The sequence below is a fragment of the Giesbergeria anulus genome (assembly GCF_900111115.1).
In the GTDB taxonomy this organism is placed as follows: Bacteria; Pseudomonadota; Gammaproteobacteria; order Burkholderiales; family Burkholderiaceae_C; genus Simplicispira; species Simplicispira anulus.
On the sequence record NZ_FOGD01000001.1, the window covers coordinates 712,788 to 729,382 of the forward strand.

General features: G+C 60.6%; 10 protein-coding genes and 1 riboswitch. Of the genes, 4 read left to right on the top strand and 6 right to left on the bottom strand.

All coding sequences use genetic code 11. The features are described from left to right. Positions 1-69: 69 nt before the first annotated feature. Together BMX55_RS03255 and BMX55_RS03260 are read right to left on the bottom strand one after the other, a co-directional pair. Positions 70-2,835 carry a DUF349 domain-containing protein gene (locus tag BMX55_RS03255; RefSeq protein WP_091452616.1) on the bottom strand — a complete coding sequence of 922 codons (2,766 nt, stop codon included), beginning with the start codon at positions 2,833-2,835 and terminating at the stop codon, positions 70-72. 134 nt (positions 2,836-2,969) lie between these two features. Then, on the bottom strand, positions 2,970-6,680 hold the full coding sequence (locus BMX55_RS03260) for a DUF748 domain-containing protein (RefSeq protein ID WP_091453182.1): 3,711 nt from the start codon (positions 6,678-6,680) through the stop codon (positions 2,970-2,972). A gap of 324 nt (positions 6,681-7,004) precedes the next feature. Here BMX55_RS03260 and BMX55_RS03265 point away from each other — a divergent pair, with 324 nt between their 5' ends. From BMX55_RS03265 to nrdR, 3 genes are all read left to right on the top strand, one after another. Continuing rightward, on the top strand, positions 7,005-7,859 hold the full coding sequence (locus BMX55_RS03265; protein ID WP_091452618.1) for a lytic transglycosylase domain-containing protein: 855 nt from the start codon (positions 7,005-7,007) through the stop codon (positions 7,857-7,859). Positions 7,860-7,892: 33 nt separating this feature from the next. Next, positions 7,893-8,065: riboswitch (ZMP/ZTP riboswitch) on the top strand. A gap of 37 nt (positions 8,066-8,102) precedes the next feature. After that, a complete protein-coding gene (gene glyA, locus BMX55_RS03270; RefSeq protein WP_091452621.1) occupies positions 8,103-9,347 on the top strand; it encodes a serine hydroxymethyltransferase in 1,245 nt (414 codons plus the stop codon). Between the two features lie 14 nt (positions 9,348-9,361). Further along, positions 9,362-9,811, top strand: a complete 450-nt coding sequence (gene nrdR / locus BMX55_RS03275) for a transcriptional regulator NrdR (RefSeq protein ID WP_091452623.1) — start codon at positions 9,362-9,364, stop codon at positions 9,809-9,811. Between the two features lie 23 nt (positions 9,812-9,834). On the opposite strand, the gene BMX55_RS03280 is transcribed toward nrdR, so the two are convergent. The 4 genes from BMX55_RS03280 to fumC all read right to left on the bottom strand — a co-directional run bounded on the left by BMX55_RS03280 (position 9,835) and on the right by fumC (position 14,696). Next, entirely contained in the window at positions 9,835-11,601 is a 1,767-nt protein-coding gene (locus tag BMX55_RS03280) for a bifunctional metallophosphatase/5'-nucleotidase (protein ID WP_091452625.1), read from the bottom strand. Between the two features lie 5 nt (positions 11,602-11,606). After that, positions 11,607-12,701 carry a chorismate synthase gene (gene aroC, locus BMX55_RS03285; protein WP_091452628.1) on the bottom strand — a complete coding sequence of 365 codons (1,095 nt, stop codon included), beginning with the start codon at positions 12,699-12,701 and terminating at the stop codon, positions 11,607-11,609. 44 nt (positions 12,702-12,745) lie between these two features. Then, positions 12,746-13,201, bottom strand: coding sequence for a CBS domain-containing protein (locus BMX55_RS03290; RefSeq protein WP_091452632.1), 456 nt, complete (start codon positions 13,199-13,201; stop codon positions 12,746-12,748). 88 nt (positions 13,202-13,289) lie between these two features. Next, complete coding sequence (fumC, locus tag BMX55_RS03295) at positions 13,290-14,696, bottom strand: class II fumarate hydratase (protein WP_091452635.1); 1,407 nt, start codon at positions 14,694-14,696, stop codon at positions 13,290-13,292. A gap of 122 nt (positions 14,697-14,818) precedes the next feature. Here fumC and BMX55_RS03300 point away from each other — a divergent pair, with 122 nt between their 5' ends. Then, positions 14,819-16,375, top strand: a complete 1,557-nt coding sequence (locus BMX55_RS03300; RefSeq protein ID WP_091452638.1) for a fumarate hydratase — start codon at positions 14,819-14,821, stop codon at positions 16,373-16,375. Positions 16,376-16,595: the final 220 nt, after the last annotated feature.

The following is a 16,595-nucleotide window of genomic DNA, read 5'->3' on the forward strand; positions in this document are numbered from 1 at the left end:
TTCTCTCCAGATCAAAAAAGGCCCACAGGCGCGTGTGCCTGTGGGCCCTTTTGGCAAGAGAAAACCGCTTTAGGCTTTGCGCAGCAGTGCCTTGAGCACGTTTTGCAAGCGGCGGGCGCTGGTGGCGTCGCTAGCGCTGGTCAGCACAGCCGCCACGTCACGGCCCCAAGTTTCTGCTGGGGCAGGGTCATTGCGGCGCGTCAGCAGTTGCAATTGCAACATGCGCCGGGCCGACAATTGTTCTGCTGGGGTCGGTACTTCAGCGGCCATTTCCAAACGCAGCAGCGATTGGGCGGCATCACCCGCTGCGCCCTTGCTCAAGGCTTGCGTCCAAGCGGTACGCACGGCTGGAGCCACACGTCCGCCCAATTCCTGTGCCGAAGGCAACAGGGCTGGGTCGCGCTGCTCCCAAGCGGTCAGGAGCTGGGTCAGGGCCTCGCCGTGGGCTTGGGCGGCCAACTTCTTCAGAGCCTGCTGGGCATGTTCCATCGCCTCGCGCTGGGCGCGGAAGGCGGCATCGCCCAAACGCGGGCCACGGTCTTCGTAGGCGGGAGCGCGGTCACGGTCGGCAAAACGGCCACCACGGGCTTCAGGACGCGCACCATCACGGCCCGCATCGCGGCTGGGGCGGGCATCGCGGCGCTCGCCGGGTTTGCCATTGCGGCCCATAGGGGCAGCAGGGGTGTCTTTTTTCATGCCGGGGCGGTCATCGCCACGCACAGCCACCACCGGGCGGTTGACCGCCTTAGGGGCCGCTGGTGCGGCTTCTGGAGCCGTTGCGGCGGCATCGGTGTCTTGTGGGACAGTCTCATCAGCCGCAGCCTCTGACGCAGCTTCTGCACTGGCGGCCTCGGCTGCCGGGGCAGCAGGGCTTTCGCCGCCGGTGGCTTGGGCGGCTGCATCGGCATCCGCACGGGCTTGGGCCTGACCGCGCAAGGCGGCTTCGAGCGCCGTCATGGCTTGGCGGATTTGCTGGGCATCGCCGCTGGCGTTGGCTGCCTCAAGCGCCTTAGCGGCATCAACCACAGCACGGTCACGGGCGCTCAGTTCGGTGCTGTGCTTTTCACGCTCTGCCGTTTTGCGTTGGAACGCCTCGTCAATCGGCTTGCGGAAGGTATCCCACAGCTTTTGCTCTTGCTTGCGATCCAAGGGCACGCCTTGGGCTTCGGCCTGCCAACGTTGCTGCAAAGCACGGATGGCATCAATGCGCAGGGCAGGAGCCGCACCCAGCACGGTGGCTTCTTCAATCATGGCTTGGCGGCGCAAGATGCTGGCCTTTTGTGCGGCTTCCAGCGGTGCGGCGGCAGCGGCAATGGCTTGCTTCCACAACGGTTGCAGCTCGGCAAAGAGTTTTTCACCGACATGGCCGCTGGCACGCCAGCGATCCGAAAACTGGTACAGCCCACGGTTAATGGCCTTCCAATCGCCAGAGGCGGACGCGCTGGCGGCCCAAGCTTTGAGTTCTTCCACCAGCGCCAAGCGTTGTGCCTTGTGTTCGGCGGCTTCGGCGCGGATTTTTTCTAGCCAAGCCTCGACTACTTTGTGAGCGGCATTGCAGGCTTCGTCAAACTTTTTCCACAAGGCGTGGTTAGGCGCACCACCTTGGTCGGTTTGCTTCCATTGCTCGCGCAACTGGCGCAGGGTTTCTTGAATTTTGCGGCCACCCAAGGCTTGGCCTTCGGGGCGGTTGAGCAAGGCTTCGGCCTTGGCTACCAGCTCTTCGCGCACCTGATCGGCGCTCCAGCGCTGCCAGCCTTCCAGCTCGCCAGCGGCCACCAAGGCCGTATGCACCTGCTGCTCTAGGGCGGCATCAATGTGCTTGCCGTGGTCTTTGAGTACGGCGCGCAGTGCAGCGGCAGCGCCGACACTGGCCTTGCCATGCCCTTCGGCGGTTTCTTGCTCCAGCTTGGCAAGCGCATCACGCACCGTTTGCACGGCCTTGGTCAGCACTTCGGGGGCCACTTTGGCCTTGGCAACACGGGCGGGGCGCTCTGCGGCAGCGGCAGCGGCAGCCGCTGCCTCGCTGGGCAGGCCACGGGCCACGCGCAGCTCGTCGGCCCACACGGGCACGGGGGGCAAGGGAGCAGCGGCGTCTTCTGCGGCGGCCACGGCTTGGGCCACAGCGGGCTGGAAGGCCTCCCAAACCACCAACAACTGGCTGCGCGAAGCATCGAGCAGCGTCGGGAAGCGTGCCTCTACGCTCACCCAGCTGGTATCGCCCGTCAGGGCTTGGGCTTGGTCTTGCCAATGCTGCACATCGGTGCGCAGCACTTCAAGCGCTGCTTGGGCATCGCGCCACGATTTGGTCGATAGCACCTCAATGCGCTGGGCCAGCAATACGGCGGCTTCACGTTGCACCTGTACGCGGTGTTGCAAATCTTCAATCACCTTGATGCGCTCTGCCAACTGCACCTTGAGCAGCGACAGCGGCTCGCGTGACAGTGGCGCACCGGCCTTGGCGGCATCGCGCTGCCAAGCCAAGGCATCGGCAATGTTGAGTTTGGCAGCGGCCAGCAGAGCGCTGGCTTTGTCGGCCCATTCAGCAGCAATGGCTTCTTGGTTTTTAGCGCGGCGCAGTTCGTCAATGCGCTCGCGCACCGCCTTTGCTGCACCTTTGTCACGGCCACTGAGTTCTTTGAACACTTCCTGCAATTGCTCAGGGCTGGGCTGGGTGGTGAGCCACTCGCGGACACGCGCAGCCCGCTCGCCCGACGTTGCCGCCGAAAAGGCCCCGCCAGTCAGGGCATCCAAGGGATGCGCTTCGGGGGTTTTAACAGGGGCCGGATGGTTTTCGGGAGCGTCAGACATTTTGTTGCGTGAAAGAAAAGAAAACATGGATTGTGAAAGAAACGGCCACCCAAAAAGCATCTTGGGCAGCAATAGCGGATAAACGACAGCCCCACAGCCAGGGCCATGCCGAAGAAAGCGCTATTTTGACCGGGATTTGGCCCAGCACCTAGGCCATCGGGTCAACGAACCGCCAAGCTCAACTCGGCTTGGGGCTTCCAAGTGGTATCGGCTTGCACCGTAGTGGGTGCCCCTAGGAACAAACGCTCTAGGGGCAAATCGCGTGAAGCCAGATAGTCGCGCACCGTCACGGCACGCGCTAGCGCCAGCTCACGCATGGCATTGTCCGGTACGGCAATGCTGCCCAGCAGCACGGCCTCCATCTGCGCCAGCGGCACCTCTTTGGCCATGCCAATCAGGTTGCGCTCTTTTTTCAGGTCAGCGCGGCGATACACCTCTTTGAGCAAAGCCGGATATTCTTCAGCACTGACGGCATCTATGCTGTCAGCAGCTTGGCCCGCCCGCGCTGCTGCGCGGCGCTTATGCGCCAGCACCAATTGCTGTAGGCGCTCTTGCCGCCATGCCTCTTGCTCTGCCGTGGCACTGGCTTGGCCCACCACTGTCATATTTAACGCGGGCCGCTCTTGCATGGCTTTAGCCACCTTGTCTAGGTTGTCGCGGGCAGTGGCATCGAGCTGCGCCGTGCCGGGGGCAAAAGCCACCACGCCCAGTTCACTGCCGCCACTGAACAGGCCCGTCAGTAAGGAGAAGGGGGCAGTTACCGCCTTGACAATCAAATTGCCCACCACTTTGAAGATCACCGCACCCAAGCGAAACTCTGGGTCATTGAGCGAGCCACTGATAGGCAAATCGACATCAATCACGCCATTGCGGTCGGCCAGCAAGGCCACCGCCAAACGCACGGGCAAGCTGGCCGGTGCGCCCTCTACCGGATCGCCAAACTTGAGCTGGTGCAGCACCAGTTTGTTACCAGCCGTCAACTGGCCGTTGGGCTGCACTTGGTAGTGGATATCCATGCTGAGCTTGCCGCGTTCAATGCCATGCCCAGCGTATTTGATGGTGTAGGGCGACAGCGGTGGCAGTTCCAAATCGCGCATCTGGCCGTGAATATCCAGCGCCAACGGCTGTGCCAGCGGGTTGAACTGGCCGATGATGTCCAGTGACGCCGTGCCTTGAGCGCGGCCGCGCAGTTCCAAATCGGCCATCTGCGGTGGCATCCCTGGCGCTGCGGGCACCGAAGAAAAAGCACTCAAGCGCCCAGCCAACGCACTCACATCCGCTGAGTAGTTGGGCTTGATAAAGTAATCAGAAAAATCGACACGCCCCCCGCTCAAGGTGATGGGGCCAATGCGGATGATCGGATCGGGCGTGGCGGGTACTACGGCCACTGGGACGCTGCCAGCGGGCGTTGTCACCGTGGAAGTGGGGGCAGGGGCCGGAGTCTTGCGCCAGTTTTGCAAGTTCAGGCGTCCATCTTCTTGCAACACGACACGGGCAAAAAAGTCCATGAGTGCAGTCTCGCGCACATCCAATTGCAAAGGCTTGCCCGGTGCCATCGCCAGCGACACGCCACGCACGGCCAGCGATTTCCAATTGAGCAACTCTTGTGTTCGCTCCAAAGTTGGCAGTCCTTTGGTGCTCTTTTCTGCTGCCTCTGGGCTAGCAGCCAAGGCCCGCACGCGCACATCGTCCAAAGCGACATCACCTTGCACCGTGACTTGGGGGCCAGCGGCCAACTGGGCATAGGCCACCTGCCCCTGAAAACTACCATCCGCACGGCGGATATCCACATTCAGGTCTTGGGCCACATAAGGCTCCAACACATGCAACGGCAATTGCTGTGCGCGCAACTTGCCCTGTGTTGCCAGCGGTGCCAAGGCCAGCGTGCCCTCGTAGTCCAGCCGCCCCGGCTCAGTGCGCCCCGCGCCCATCCGGGCCGAGAGGCTCAATGCAGCAGGCGGTGCGTTGGCTGCCAGCGGCGCAAAATTTTTGAGCTGCACTTGCAACCCCGACACCAGCAAAGCTACCGGAGAGGCCGCCGCCTCATCGCGAAACGCCACTGAGCCACCATGCAGCGCCAAATTGGCCCAATGCAGCGACCACGGGGGTGCAGCAGCCTCCTTAGGGGCCTCCTTGGCCTTGGTGGTGATGGGCTGTGGCCCGGCCACCGGCAACCAGCGCTCAAACATCCAGCGGCCATCCTCGCCCCGCTCCACCAACAAGCGCGGCTGGGTCAGGGCCATGCTTTGTACCGTGACTGAGCGCTTGGGCAGATGGATTTGCGCTCCTTCGATGCGCAATTGCTTAAGTTCGGCCAAGGTATTTTGGCTGCGCACGGCCAATCCGGGGGCCGCTGCCGGTACGCAATCGGTTTTGGGCGCGCAAGCCAGTTCTAGGCCGTTGATGCTCAATTGCGCAATCTGCGCCACCACCGTTGGATCGTCCCAAGCCAAACCCACATCGGCCTCCAGCAAGCCATCGAGTGGTGGCAGCAATTGCTGCGCTAAATACGGTCTGGCCCACCCCAAAGGCAGGGCCTGCACCGACAGCGCCAGCTTGGCCTTGCGCTCGGTGGCTTGGCCCTCAAACGCCAACCGGGCTGGCGCACGCGCATCGCCGGGAGCCAGCAACTGCATGTGCCCAGCAAACGGCACCGCCTCCAGCAAGGGCCAACGGATGTGGTGTGCCTGCAACGCCAATTCATGCAAACGCAAATGCGCGGGGGTAGCCAAGCTCTCGTCTTGCCAGTCCAATTGCGCTTGGTGCACGTTGATCTTGTCCACCGCCACCGTCCAAGCAGCGTCTGTGCTGGTCTGGGGGGCGGCTGGTGCGGTTGAAGATGGCTTGGGCGCGGCCCAGTTCAAGCGCCCATCGCGCTGGCGCTGGAGATGCACACGGGGCGCATCTACCTGCACCGACTGCAACTGCACACGCCGCTCTAGTGGACGCACATCGCCCAACTCCAGCGTCAGGGCCTCTACTGACAGCAGGGGTGCTTGGGCCGCATCGCTCAACTGCAATTGGCGGGCACCTAAACGGCCACTCAGGCGCAGCACGGGGGTGTTGGTATCGGCCTGCTCAAAATGGACGCGCACATCAGCATCCAACAATGCCGACTGCAAACGCACCGGCAAACTGGCTGGCAAATACGCCAGATAGGGTTTGAGATCTAAGCCCGACCAGCGCAGCGCCATATCGGCTTGGCGCTGCGTGGCAAAGGGCGTAGCCTGCGCACTGGAGCTAAACGGGGTGCCGTTGAGCTCAAAAGCCAATTGTGGCTGCACCTTGATCTCGCGCTGGGTGGGCAGATTGCTCAAAAAAGGAATTTGCAATTGCAGTTGGCGCAGCGTGTGCGTGCGGCCCACGGTGTCATCCTGCAACGCCACTGCACCATCGCGCAGCACAACATTGTGCAAGGCAAACGCCGGTGGCGCGCTGTGGTCAGGCTCTGGTGGTTTGGCCGCTTCGAGGCGAGCCACAATATCGTCAATGTCATAGCGGCCCGGTGCCTGCTGGGTGATATGCAACACTGGCGCATCCAGCTCCAGCCCATCCAGCACCGGGGCCAAACGCCACAGCGACTCCCACTGCACATTCAGATACAAGCGTTGCAATTGAAACAGCGGCTTGCTGTCTGCACTGGCTCCGGCAATGCGCACATCACGTACTGTGAGCTCTAGGCTCCAAGGCCGGACATCAACCGCACCGATCTGCACCGCACGCCCAAGGCGCTCGCTGCCGATTTTTTCACCCACACTGCGCAGTACCCAAGGCAGGGCCAGCCAGCCCACAGCGCACAACAACATCCAGCCCGCCAAACTGGCAAGAGCCCAGCGCACCCAGCGTTTGTGACAAAAAGAAGAAATTTGCATCACCCAATTTTGCGGGATATCGGCAAAAAACACTTCGTAGCAGGCACAAAAACCCTTTTTTTAATTACTTTAAAATCTAAAATATAAAATTGTTAGTATTGACTTGCTATTAAACCCGATCCTAGAATCGGCCCAGCCTCCTAGCAGGCTAGTACTAACCCCCGCTGCCGAATCCGGCTAAGTCAATTCCGTGCCTTCTTTGGGTGCCACGCACCCCCGCACGAATTTGATGGCGTACCAATCCAGGCGAGATTTTCTGACTTTGCGGTGCCTCACGAGGGCGCCCGATGCCCAGACCCCCGCCGCCGAGAAAGGAAAGCTCCTATGACAGCGTCAGGAAAATGGATCTCTGGTGTGCATACCTTTGCCACCGATGTAATCACAGGATTTCTTGCGATCACCCGCAACAGTTTTGCCCTGGTTGGGCTGCTGGTTGTTTTTGCCACCGCTACCTTGGTAGCACGCCCCGATCTGCGCCAAACTGGCGAGGAGCAACTGATCGGCTGGCTGCAAGCACGCCAAGAAGCCCTGCTGGGGCCCACCGAGCCCGAACCCGAACCCAGTGAGCGCATCTTGGCTATGAACCCCAAGGAGCTGCCCAAAGAGCAGGCCAAGGTGGCCTACTGGTTAAGCAAAAAATACCGGGTAGCCGCCGAGCCTTTGGGCTTGCTGGTGGCCGAAGCCTATGCCACAGGCAAACGGGTGCAGCTCGACCCAACGCTCATTTTGGCCATCATGGCGGTAGAGTCGAGCTTTAACCCGTTTGCGCAAAGCTCTGTGGGCGCGCAGGGCCTGATGCAAGTCATGACCCGCGTACACACCGACAAATATGAAAACGTTGGCGGTAAGTTGGCCGCCTTTGACCCCGTGACCAATCTGCGCGTCGGGGTTAAGGTGCTGATGGACTGTATCAGCCGCATGGGCTCCGTCGAAGGGGGGCTAGTCTGTTATGTTGGTGCAGCCGATATGGCCGACGACGGTGGCTACGCCGCCAAGGTGCTGGCCGAGCACACCCGCCTGCGCCAAGTGGCAGGTCAGCGCAAAGCACCCGTGGCGCCGTTCCCGCTGCTAGCGCAGCGCAAACCCACAGAACTGCCAACCACAACAGCACCAGACCCCGCAGCCACGGTGGCCCCCGCACAGGGCGTTGAAAAACTAGCACTGGTGTCGGGTCTTTGAAGTGTGGCAGTGTGCGTGCCTGTCAGCTACACTAACAGGGCACGCGACTGGCGATAGGCACAGCCCCCTGCTGACCATCACAACAAGGCGCTGTTGCTGACGTGGACACGAAACCAACCCTTGTGGGGCCGTGAAACCACTGGGAAGCGTGCCGCCGTGGGCCTGTCAGGCCCTTGGTGATTCCGCCGTTCGCCTGGGCAGCCCTTGGCTTCAAGGGACTCCAGTTCACAGGACTGCCACACCATGTACCAACGCAATATTCTTGTCGAGCAAACCGACCCCGAGCTGTACGCTGCTATTCAGGCCGAAAACAAGCGCCAAGAAGAGCACATCGAGCTGATCGCCAGTGAGAACTACGCCTCGCCCGCCGTCATGGCTGCGCAAGGCTCACAACTGACCAACAAGTACGCCGAAGGCTACCCCGGCAAGCGTTACTACGGCGGCTGCGAATATGTGGACATCGCCGAGCAATTGGCCATTGACCGCATCAAACAAATTTTTGGTGCCGATGCCGCCAACGTGCAGCCCCATTGCGGCGCGTCGGCCAACGAAGCCGTGTTCTTGGCCTTCGTCAAGCCCGGCGACACCATCATGGGCATGAGCTTGGCCGAAGGCGGCCACCTGACCCACGGTATGCCCCTGAACATGTCGGGCAAGTGGTTCAACGTCGTCAGCTATGGCCTCGATGCCAACGAAGCCATCGACTACGACGCGATGGAGCGTAAGGCCCACGAAACCAAGCCCAAACTCATCATTGCCGGTGCTTCGGCCTACAGCCTGCGCATCGATTTTGAACGCTTTGCCAAAGTCGCCAAAGATGTCGGTGCCATCTTCATGGTGGACATGGCCCACTACGCTGGTCTGATTGCCGCAGGCGTTTACCCCAACCCCGTGCCATTTGCTGACGTGGTCACTTCCACCACGCACAAGAGCCTGCGCGGCCCCCGTGGCGGTATCATTTTGATGAAGGCGGAGCACGAAAAGGCCATCAACAGCGCCATCTTCCCCGGCCTGCAAGGCGGCCCGTTGATGCACGTGATTGCAGCCAAGGCCGTGGCGTTCAAAGAAGCTCTGCAACCTGAGTTCAAAACCTACCAACAACAGGTGCTCAAGAACGCGCAGATCATTGCCGAAACCCTGACCGAGCGTGGCCTGCGCATCGTCAGTGGCCGCACCGAAAGCCACGTCATGCTGGTGGATTTGCGTGCCAAGGGCATCACCGGCAAAGAAGCTGAAGCCGTGTTGGGCGCTGCCCACATGACGATCAACAAAAACGCCATCCCCAACGACCCCGAAAAGCCAATGGTCACCAGCGGCATCCGCGTGGGCACACCCGCCATGACCACCCGTGGTTTCAAGGACGAAGAAGCACGCATCACCGCTAACCTGATCGCTGACGTGCTGGACAACCCACGTGACGAAGCCAACATCGCAGCCGTTCGCGCCAAGGTCAATGCCCTGACCGCACGCTTCCCGGTGTACCGTTAAGCCGGGTTGACACTATGAAATGCCCCTTCTGCAGCCACCAAGAAACGCAAGTCGTCGAAACCAGGGTGTCTGAAGAAGGGGACGTCGTTCGCCGCCGACGCCGTTGTAGCGCCTGCGAAAAACGCTTTACCACCTACGAACGCCCTGAAGTGAGCTTTCCGGTGGTAGTCAAAAAAGATGGCCGCCGCACTGAATACACCCATGCCAAGCTGCTGGGTTCGTTCAGCATTGCACTGCGCAAACGGCCCATCAGCACGGCGCAAATTGATGCCGCTATTGAGGGCATCGAAGAAACCCTGCTCAACCTAGGCCAGCGCGAAGTGCCCTCCAGCCGCATTGGCGAGCTGGTGATGCGGGCGCTGCAAAAGCTCGACAAGGTGGCCTACATCCGCTACGCCAGCGTTTACCGCAGCTTTGAAGACATCAACGACTTCAAAACCTTGGTAGATGAAGTGCGGCAGTAAGACGGTAGCGGCATCACACCCCATCAACGGGATACGGGCGTATCGATGCGCGTAATACGGCGCGGCAGCGGTGGCACCACCCTGCCCTGCGCCTGAAAATAGCCTTCTAGTGCATCCACATCCAACATACCACCCAGCACCTCGCGGCCTTGGGTCAGTATGGGGTAACGGTCACCACCTTGGGCCAAAAAGCTACTGACCACAACACGGTAATCGCGTGCATCTTCCAATGGTTGGCCATGCAATGCCATAGCTGTGACACGGGCACCGGGCGGTTGCGACAGATCGTAGTGGTAGCTGAAGCCGCTCGATACCGAGAGCACACGGGTGCGCTGCGAAGGTGATGTGGACGGGTCAAACTGCTGCTCTAGCAAGGTGCGGATTTGCGCCCCGGTCAGGGTTTGCACGACCAAATGGTTACCAAAGGGTTGTACGGCAAAAAGCTGCCCATAACGCACTTGGCCTTGGGCGTCGGGTAATAAATCAGCGCGCAAGCCACCAGCGTGCATGAAGGATAGCTGCGCGCCACCGGCTGGCGGCGACTGGGTAGCCCACAGTTGCGCATCAGCCACCAAATTGCCCAGCGTACTCTCGCCGGAGGGCGCGGTGTGGCGGGTGACTGCGCCCGCCAATGGCCCCACGGGTTTGTCGATCAAGGGGGCGGCAGCGGCCCGGTAGCGCTCTAGCACCGCTTGCACCCCGACATCCGGCACATAACTGGGATACAGTGGCGAAGGCATGACTTTGCCTGCACTGCTTTCGTAGCCGCTATTCTGCACGGCCACATTGCGGGCACTTTTGTGTACCAAACGCCGTGCCGCCAGATCAAAACGCAGTGCAATATCCGTCACCCACATGCCGTAAGCCCCAGCGCTGGTGAGCAAAAAAGGCTTGGCCGGGTTGATGCTGGCGTAATCACACACATAGGCTTGATGGGTGTGGCCAGACATCACCACATCAATGGCCGGACTCAAGCGCTCCAAAATGGGCACGATGTCGCCCCGCAGACCAGAACAACTGGTCTCAACCACACTGGCACTGGTGGCACCGCCTTCGTGCAGGGCCAGCACCACCACATCCGCCCCTTGCGCCCGCAGGCGTGCCGCTTGGGCATTGGCGGTATCGGCCTCGTCCGCAAAGTACAAGCCACGCACGCCAGCGGGCGACACCACACGCGGCGCGCCCCGCAGCGTGACGCCAATAAAACCGACTGTGACAGTATTTGCACCCTGTGTGAAGCGTTTGAGGGCGGTAGCAGGCAGCGGCGTCTGGCCGTCATGCTCTGGCACGATGTTGGCTGCCAGAAACTGAAAATTGGCCCCGGCAAAGGCCGGACTGAGTTGGCACGGCTGACGTGCCGTGTAGGGCGCACAGCCACCGTGTTGCAGGCGCAACAATTCTGACCAGCCCCGGTCTAGTTCGTGGTTGCCCACGGCACTGACATCCACCTGCATGTGGTTCAGGGCCTCTATCGTCGGCTCATCCAGAAACAGCGCCGACACCATCGGGGAGGCCCCCACCACATCGCCTGCAGCCACCACTGCATGGTAGGGCGTACGCGCCTTCAGGGCAGCTAGGGTGCCCGCCAGATAAGCAATGCCGCCCACAGGCAGGGTGATGGAGCCTTGGGCTGTGGGCAGCGCTACCGACTGGCGCGGCGGCTCTAACTGCCCATGCAAATCATTAAAGCCCAGCAGGGCAATATCCATGTGCTGGGGCGGAGGTAATGCCACCCCAGCGCATCCAACCAGCACCAGCGCGCCAGCCAGCCCGGTCAGACGCCAAAGCATAGCGATCAGATGGCCGCAGGAATGGGCGGCACCGCCAGCACCACATCACTACACTGGGCACGGTGGCGCAAGGCGTGATCCATGAGCACCAGCGCCAGCAGGGCCTCGGCAATCGGGGCCGCACGAATACCCACGCAGGGGTCGTGGCGGCCCTTGGTGCTCACCTCCACCGGCTGGCCGTGGATATTGATGGAGTCGCGTGGGCTGAGGATAGAGCTGGTCGGCTTGATGGCGATAGACACCTCAATGTCCTGCCCCGTGCTGATGCCCCCCAGCACACCACCAGAGTGGTTGCTGGCAAAACCGTCTGGCGTGAGCGAATCGCCATGCATGGTGCCGCGCTGGGCAACACTGGCAAAGCCCGCACCAATCTCTACCCCTTTCACGGCATTGAGGCCCATCATGGCGTAAGCGATATCGGCATCGAGCTTATCGAACAAAGGCTCGCCCAAGCCCACGGGCACGCCAGTGGCCTGCACACGGATACGGGCCCCACAGGAGTCTCCGGCCTTGCGCAGGGCGTCCATGTAGCTTTCGTACTGGGCCACATCGGCCACTGGGGCAAAAAATGGGTTGTCGGGCACATGCGCCCAATCCTCGAACGGGATGGGCAACTCACCCAATTGCGTCATGCAGGCACGAAACTGGGTACCAAACTTTTCTGCTAGCCACTTTTTGGCTACGGCACCGGCAGCCACCGTGGGCGCAGTCAGGCGGGCCGAAGAGCGCCCACCGCCACGCGGATCACGGATGCCGTATTTGTACCAATAGGTGTAATCGGCATGGCCGGGGCGGAAGGTTTGCAAAATATCACCGTAGTCTTTGCTGCGCTGATCTTGGTTGCGGATCAGCAAAGCAATGGGCGTGCCGGTGGTATAGCCCTCATAGACCCCCGACAAAATCTCCACCGCATCAGGCTCGTTGCGCTGTGTGACGTGGCGGCTGGTGCCGGGGCGACGCCGATCCAGATCGAGCTGGATGTCGGCCTCGCTCAGGGCCATGCCCGGTGGGCAGCCGTCAATCACGCAGCCAATGGCTGGGCCGTGGGATTCACCAAAATTGGTGACGGTAAAAAGGGTTCCAAAAGTATTGCCGCTCATGGCGGGAGATTATCCCAGTATCCACCGCGCAGCGGCTGGCCTGTTTAGAGTGCCGGGGCCTTTTCTTCATCGGGCCAATCGCGAATGTAGGCTTTGAGCATCTGGTTCTCAAAGTTTTGGCTATCGACCACCGCCTTGGCGACGTCGTAAAAGCTAATCACGCCCATCAGCATCCGGCTGTCCATCACCGGCATATAACGGGCATGGCGCTCTAGCATCATGCGCCGCACTTCGTCCATATCGGTTTCCATGGTGCATGTCAGGGGAGCGTCGTCCATCGCGGTGCGTACGCGCAAGCTACCGACGCTGCCACCATTTTTTACCAAACTCTGGATGATTTCGCGGAAGGTGAGCATACCGACCAAATCGCCATGCTCCATGACGACCAAAGAGCCAATATCGCGCTCGGCCATGGTTTGCATGGCTTCAGACAGAGGTTGGGACGGATCGGCGGTATAGAGGGTGTTGCCCTTGACGCGCAGGATGTCACTGACTTTCATGATGTATCGGATGCCCAATCAACGGGTTACTGGTATATTTTGCAAATATAGCCCACAAAAGGTGGGCTCTGCGAGAGAATAAGCGGCTTTATACCAATCCAGCCAACTGTGCTGGACACACCCACGCATCAAACTGCTCGGCAGTCATATAGCCGAGAGTGATGCCCGCCTCGCGCAAGGTGCTGCCCTCGGCATAGGCTTTGCGGGCAATCTCTGCCACTTTTTCTTCGCCCAAATGGGGGTTGAGCGCCGCCACTAACACCAACGATTGCTCTAGCAGCGCAGCCATGCGTTCAGGTTGCGGCTCGATACCCACCACGCAATGGTCATGAAAGCTCTGCATGCCATCGGCAAGCAGACGCACGCTTTGCAGAAAATTGTGAATTACCAAGGGCCGAAACGCATTGAGCTGAAAATTGCCCGAAGCGCCACCGATATTGATCGCCACATCGTTGCCCAGCACCTGACAGCACACCATCATCAGGGCTTCGCATTGCGTGGGGTTGGCTTTGCCGGGCAAAATGAAAGCGCCCGATTCGTTTTCAGGGATGGTGATTTCACCCAAGCCACCGCGTGGGCCACTGGCCAGCCAGCTGATGTCGTTGGCGATTTTCATCAAACTGGTTGCCAGAGTTTTCAGGGCACCATGGGCATGAACCAAGGCGTCGCACGAGGCCAATGCTTCAAACTTGTTGGGGGCAGTGACCAGCGGCAGGCCGGTCAGATCGGCCAACTCTTGCGCCACTACTGGGGCATAGTCGGACGAGACATGCAGCCCAGTGCCTACCGCCGTGCCGCCCAGCGCCAGCTCGCACAGGTGCGGCAAAGCATCGCGCACATGCTGCTCGGCATGGCGCAATTGCGCCGCCCAGCCCGATATTTCTTGACCAAAAGTCAAGGGGGCGGCATCTTGCAAGTGGGTGCGGCCCAGCTTGACCAAACCGGTAAAGGCTTGCGCTTTTTCGGTGAGCGCAGAACGCAGGCGTTGCAAGGCGGGCAATAAGCGCCGCAGCAGCACCTCTACCGCTGCGACGTGCATAGCGGTAGGAAAGACATCGTTGCTGGCCTGCCCTAAGTTGACGTCGCCATAGGGGTGAACCCAGCGCCCCTGCCCACGGGGGCCGCCCAGCAACTCGCTGGCCCGGTTAGCCAACACTTCATTGACATTCATGTGGCTTTGCGTGCCTGAGCCGCTTTGCCAGACCGATAGCGGAAATTCGTCGTCATGCTCGCCATTGAGCAGCTCATCGACGGCGGCAATGATGGCGGTGGCCTTAGCTGCTTCTAGCCGCCCCTGCGCATGGTTGACATAGGCGCAGGCACGCTTAATTTGCGCCAGCGCTCGCAGCAACTCAGGGGCCATGCGCTCGTCAGAGATGGCGAAATTGACCAGCGCACGCTGGGTCTGCGCCCCCCAAAGCCGCTGTGCGGGCACTGCAATCGGGCCAAGGTTATCGCGTTCGGTGCGTGTGGAAGTGGAAGATTCTGTGGTCATAGGCTCGCTCCTGCGTCTAGCACATATTACTGCCAGCGGCGCACTGGCTCCACGACAGCCTGATGCAAGCTGGTCGGTAGGATAATCCGCACTTCGATAATGGACAAAAACCCCTCGACGCCATGAGCACCACCACCATCCGCCAACAAGACCTGATCGATTCCATCGCTGCTGCGCTGCAATACATCAGCTACTACCACCCCACCGACTACATCCAGCATCTGGCCCGCGCCTACGAGCGCGAACAAAGCCCAGCGGCCAAGGATGCGATGGCGCAAATCCTGACTAACAGCAAGATGAGCGCTACCGGCCACCGCCCAATTTGCCAAGACACTGGCATCGTGAACGTGTTTTTGAAGGTGGGCATGGACGTGCGCTGGGACGGCTTTACCGGCAGCTTGGATGACGCCATCAACGAAGGCGTGCGCCAAGGTTACAACCACCCCGACAACACGCTGCGCGCCAGCGTCGTGGCCGACCCGCTGTTTGCCCGCAAGAACACCAAAGACAACACCCCCGCCGTGATCGTGACCGAAATCGTACCCGGCAACAAGGTGGACATCACCGTGGCTGCCAAGGGCGGCGGCTCGGAAAACAAGTCCAAGATGATCATGATGAACCCCAGCGACAATCTGGTCGATTGGGTGCTCAAAACCGTGCCCACCATGGGCGCTGGCTGGTGCCCACCCGGCATGTTGGGCATTGGCATTGGTGGCACGGCAGAAAAAGCCGTGCTACTGGCTAAAGAGAGCCTGATGGACGACCTGAACATGTACGAGCTGCAAGCCAAGGCCGCCAGCGGTGCCACCTTGGACGACGTAGAAAAGCTGCGTCTGGAGCTGTTTGAGAAGGTCAACGCCCTGGGCATTGGTGCCCAAGGTTTGGGTGGCCTGACCACGGTGCTGGACATCAAGATCAAGATGTATCCCACCCACGCTGCCTCCAAGCCCGTGGCGATGATCCCCAACTGCGCCGCTACCCGCCACGCCCACTTTGTCATGGATGGCTCTGGCCCGGTGTACCTCGACCCGCCCAGCCTCGATCTGTGGCCCAAGATCGACTGGGAGCCCGACTACAACAAGAGCAAAAAGGTCAACCTCGACACCCTGACCAAAGAAGAAGTGGCCAGCTGGAAGCCCGGCGACACCCTGCTGCTCAACGGCAAAATGCTCACCGGCCGCGATGCCGCACACAAGCGCATTCAAGACATGCTGGCCAAGGGCGAAAAGCTGCCCGTCGATTTCACCAACCGCGTCATTTACTACGTGGGCCCGGTCGATCCGGTGCGTGACGAGGCCGTAGGCCCCGCTGGCCCGACCACCGCCACACGCATGGATAGTTTCACCGAGATGATGCTGGCAGAAACCGGCCTCATCGCCATGATCGGCAAGGCCGAGCGCGGCCCAGTGGCCATCGAAGCCATCAAGAAGCACCAAAGTGCCTACCTGATGGCCGTGGGCGGTGCCGCTTACCTCGTCTCTAAGGCCATCAAGACCGCCAAGGTGGTGGGCTTTGCCGATTTGGGTATGGAAGCCATCTATGAATTTGATGTCGTCGATATGCCCGTAACGGTAGCGGTGGATGCTGGTGGTACCAGCGCCCACATCACCGGCCCCGCAGAGTGGGAAAAACGCATCGCTACTGGCGAGTTCAAGGGCATTAACGTGACAGCAGCATAAGCCTGCACTACTGCGTCCTGCTGTACTGACAAAACCGCCTTCGGGCGGTTTTTCTTTTGGTGCTGTCACTGAAAAACGAAAAACTCCACTATGGTGTGGGCCCAAAGACAGCCACGGGGTTGCAGCGCATAATCGGCCACCCCAAGTGGTGTGCTGCATGTGACGTGGCCGCAAGACGGCCAAGGTTTTGCGTTCAGGGTGGAGTCACTCACCCACCGTG

Bases quoted from the DNA above. Each gene is read 5' to 3' on its own strand.
- aroC (WP_091452628.1), bottom strand. From the start codon at position 12,701: ATGAGCGGCAATACTTTTGGAACCCTTTTTACCGTCACCAATTTTGGT.
- BMX55_RS03255 (WP_091452616.1), bottom strand. From the start codon at position 2,835: ATGTTTTCTTTTCTTTCACGCAACAAAATGTCTGACGCTCCCGAAAAC.
- glyA (WP_091452621.1), top strand. From the start codon at position 8,103: ATGTACCAACGCAATATTCTTGTCGAGCAAACCGACCCCGAGCTGTAC.
- fumC (WP_091452635.1), bottom strand. From the start codon at position 14,696: ATGACCACAGAATCTTCCACTTCCACACGCACCGAACGCGATAACCTT.
- BMX55_RS03265 (WP_091452618.1), top strand. From the start codon at position 7,005: ATGACAGCGTCAGGAAAATGGATCTCTGGTGTGCATACCTTTGCCACC.
- BMX55_RS03280 (WP_091452625.1), bottom strand. From the start codon at position 11,601: ATGCTTTGGCGTCTGACCGGGCTGGCTGGCGCGCTGGTGCTGGTTGGA.
- BMX55_RS03290 (WP_091452632.1), bottom strand. From the start codon at position 13,201: ATGAAAGTCAGTGACATCCTGCGCGTCAAGGGCAACACCCTCTATACC.
- BMX55_RS03300 (WP_091452638.1), top strand. From the start codon at position 14,819: ATGAGCACCACCACCATCCGCCAACAAGACCTGATCGATTCCATCGCT.
- nrdR (WP_091452623.1), top strand. From the start codon at position 9,362: ATGAAATGCCCCTTCTGCAGCCACCAAGAAACGCAAGTCGTCGAAACC.
- BMX55_RS03260 (WP_091453182.1), bottom strand. From the start codon at position 6,680: ATGCAAATTTCTTCTTTTTGTCACAAACGCTGGGTGCGCTGGGCTCTT.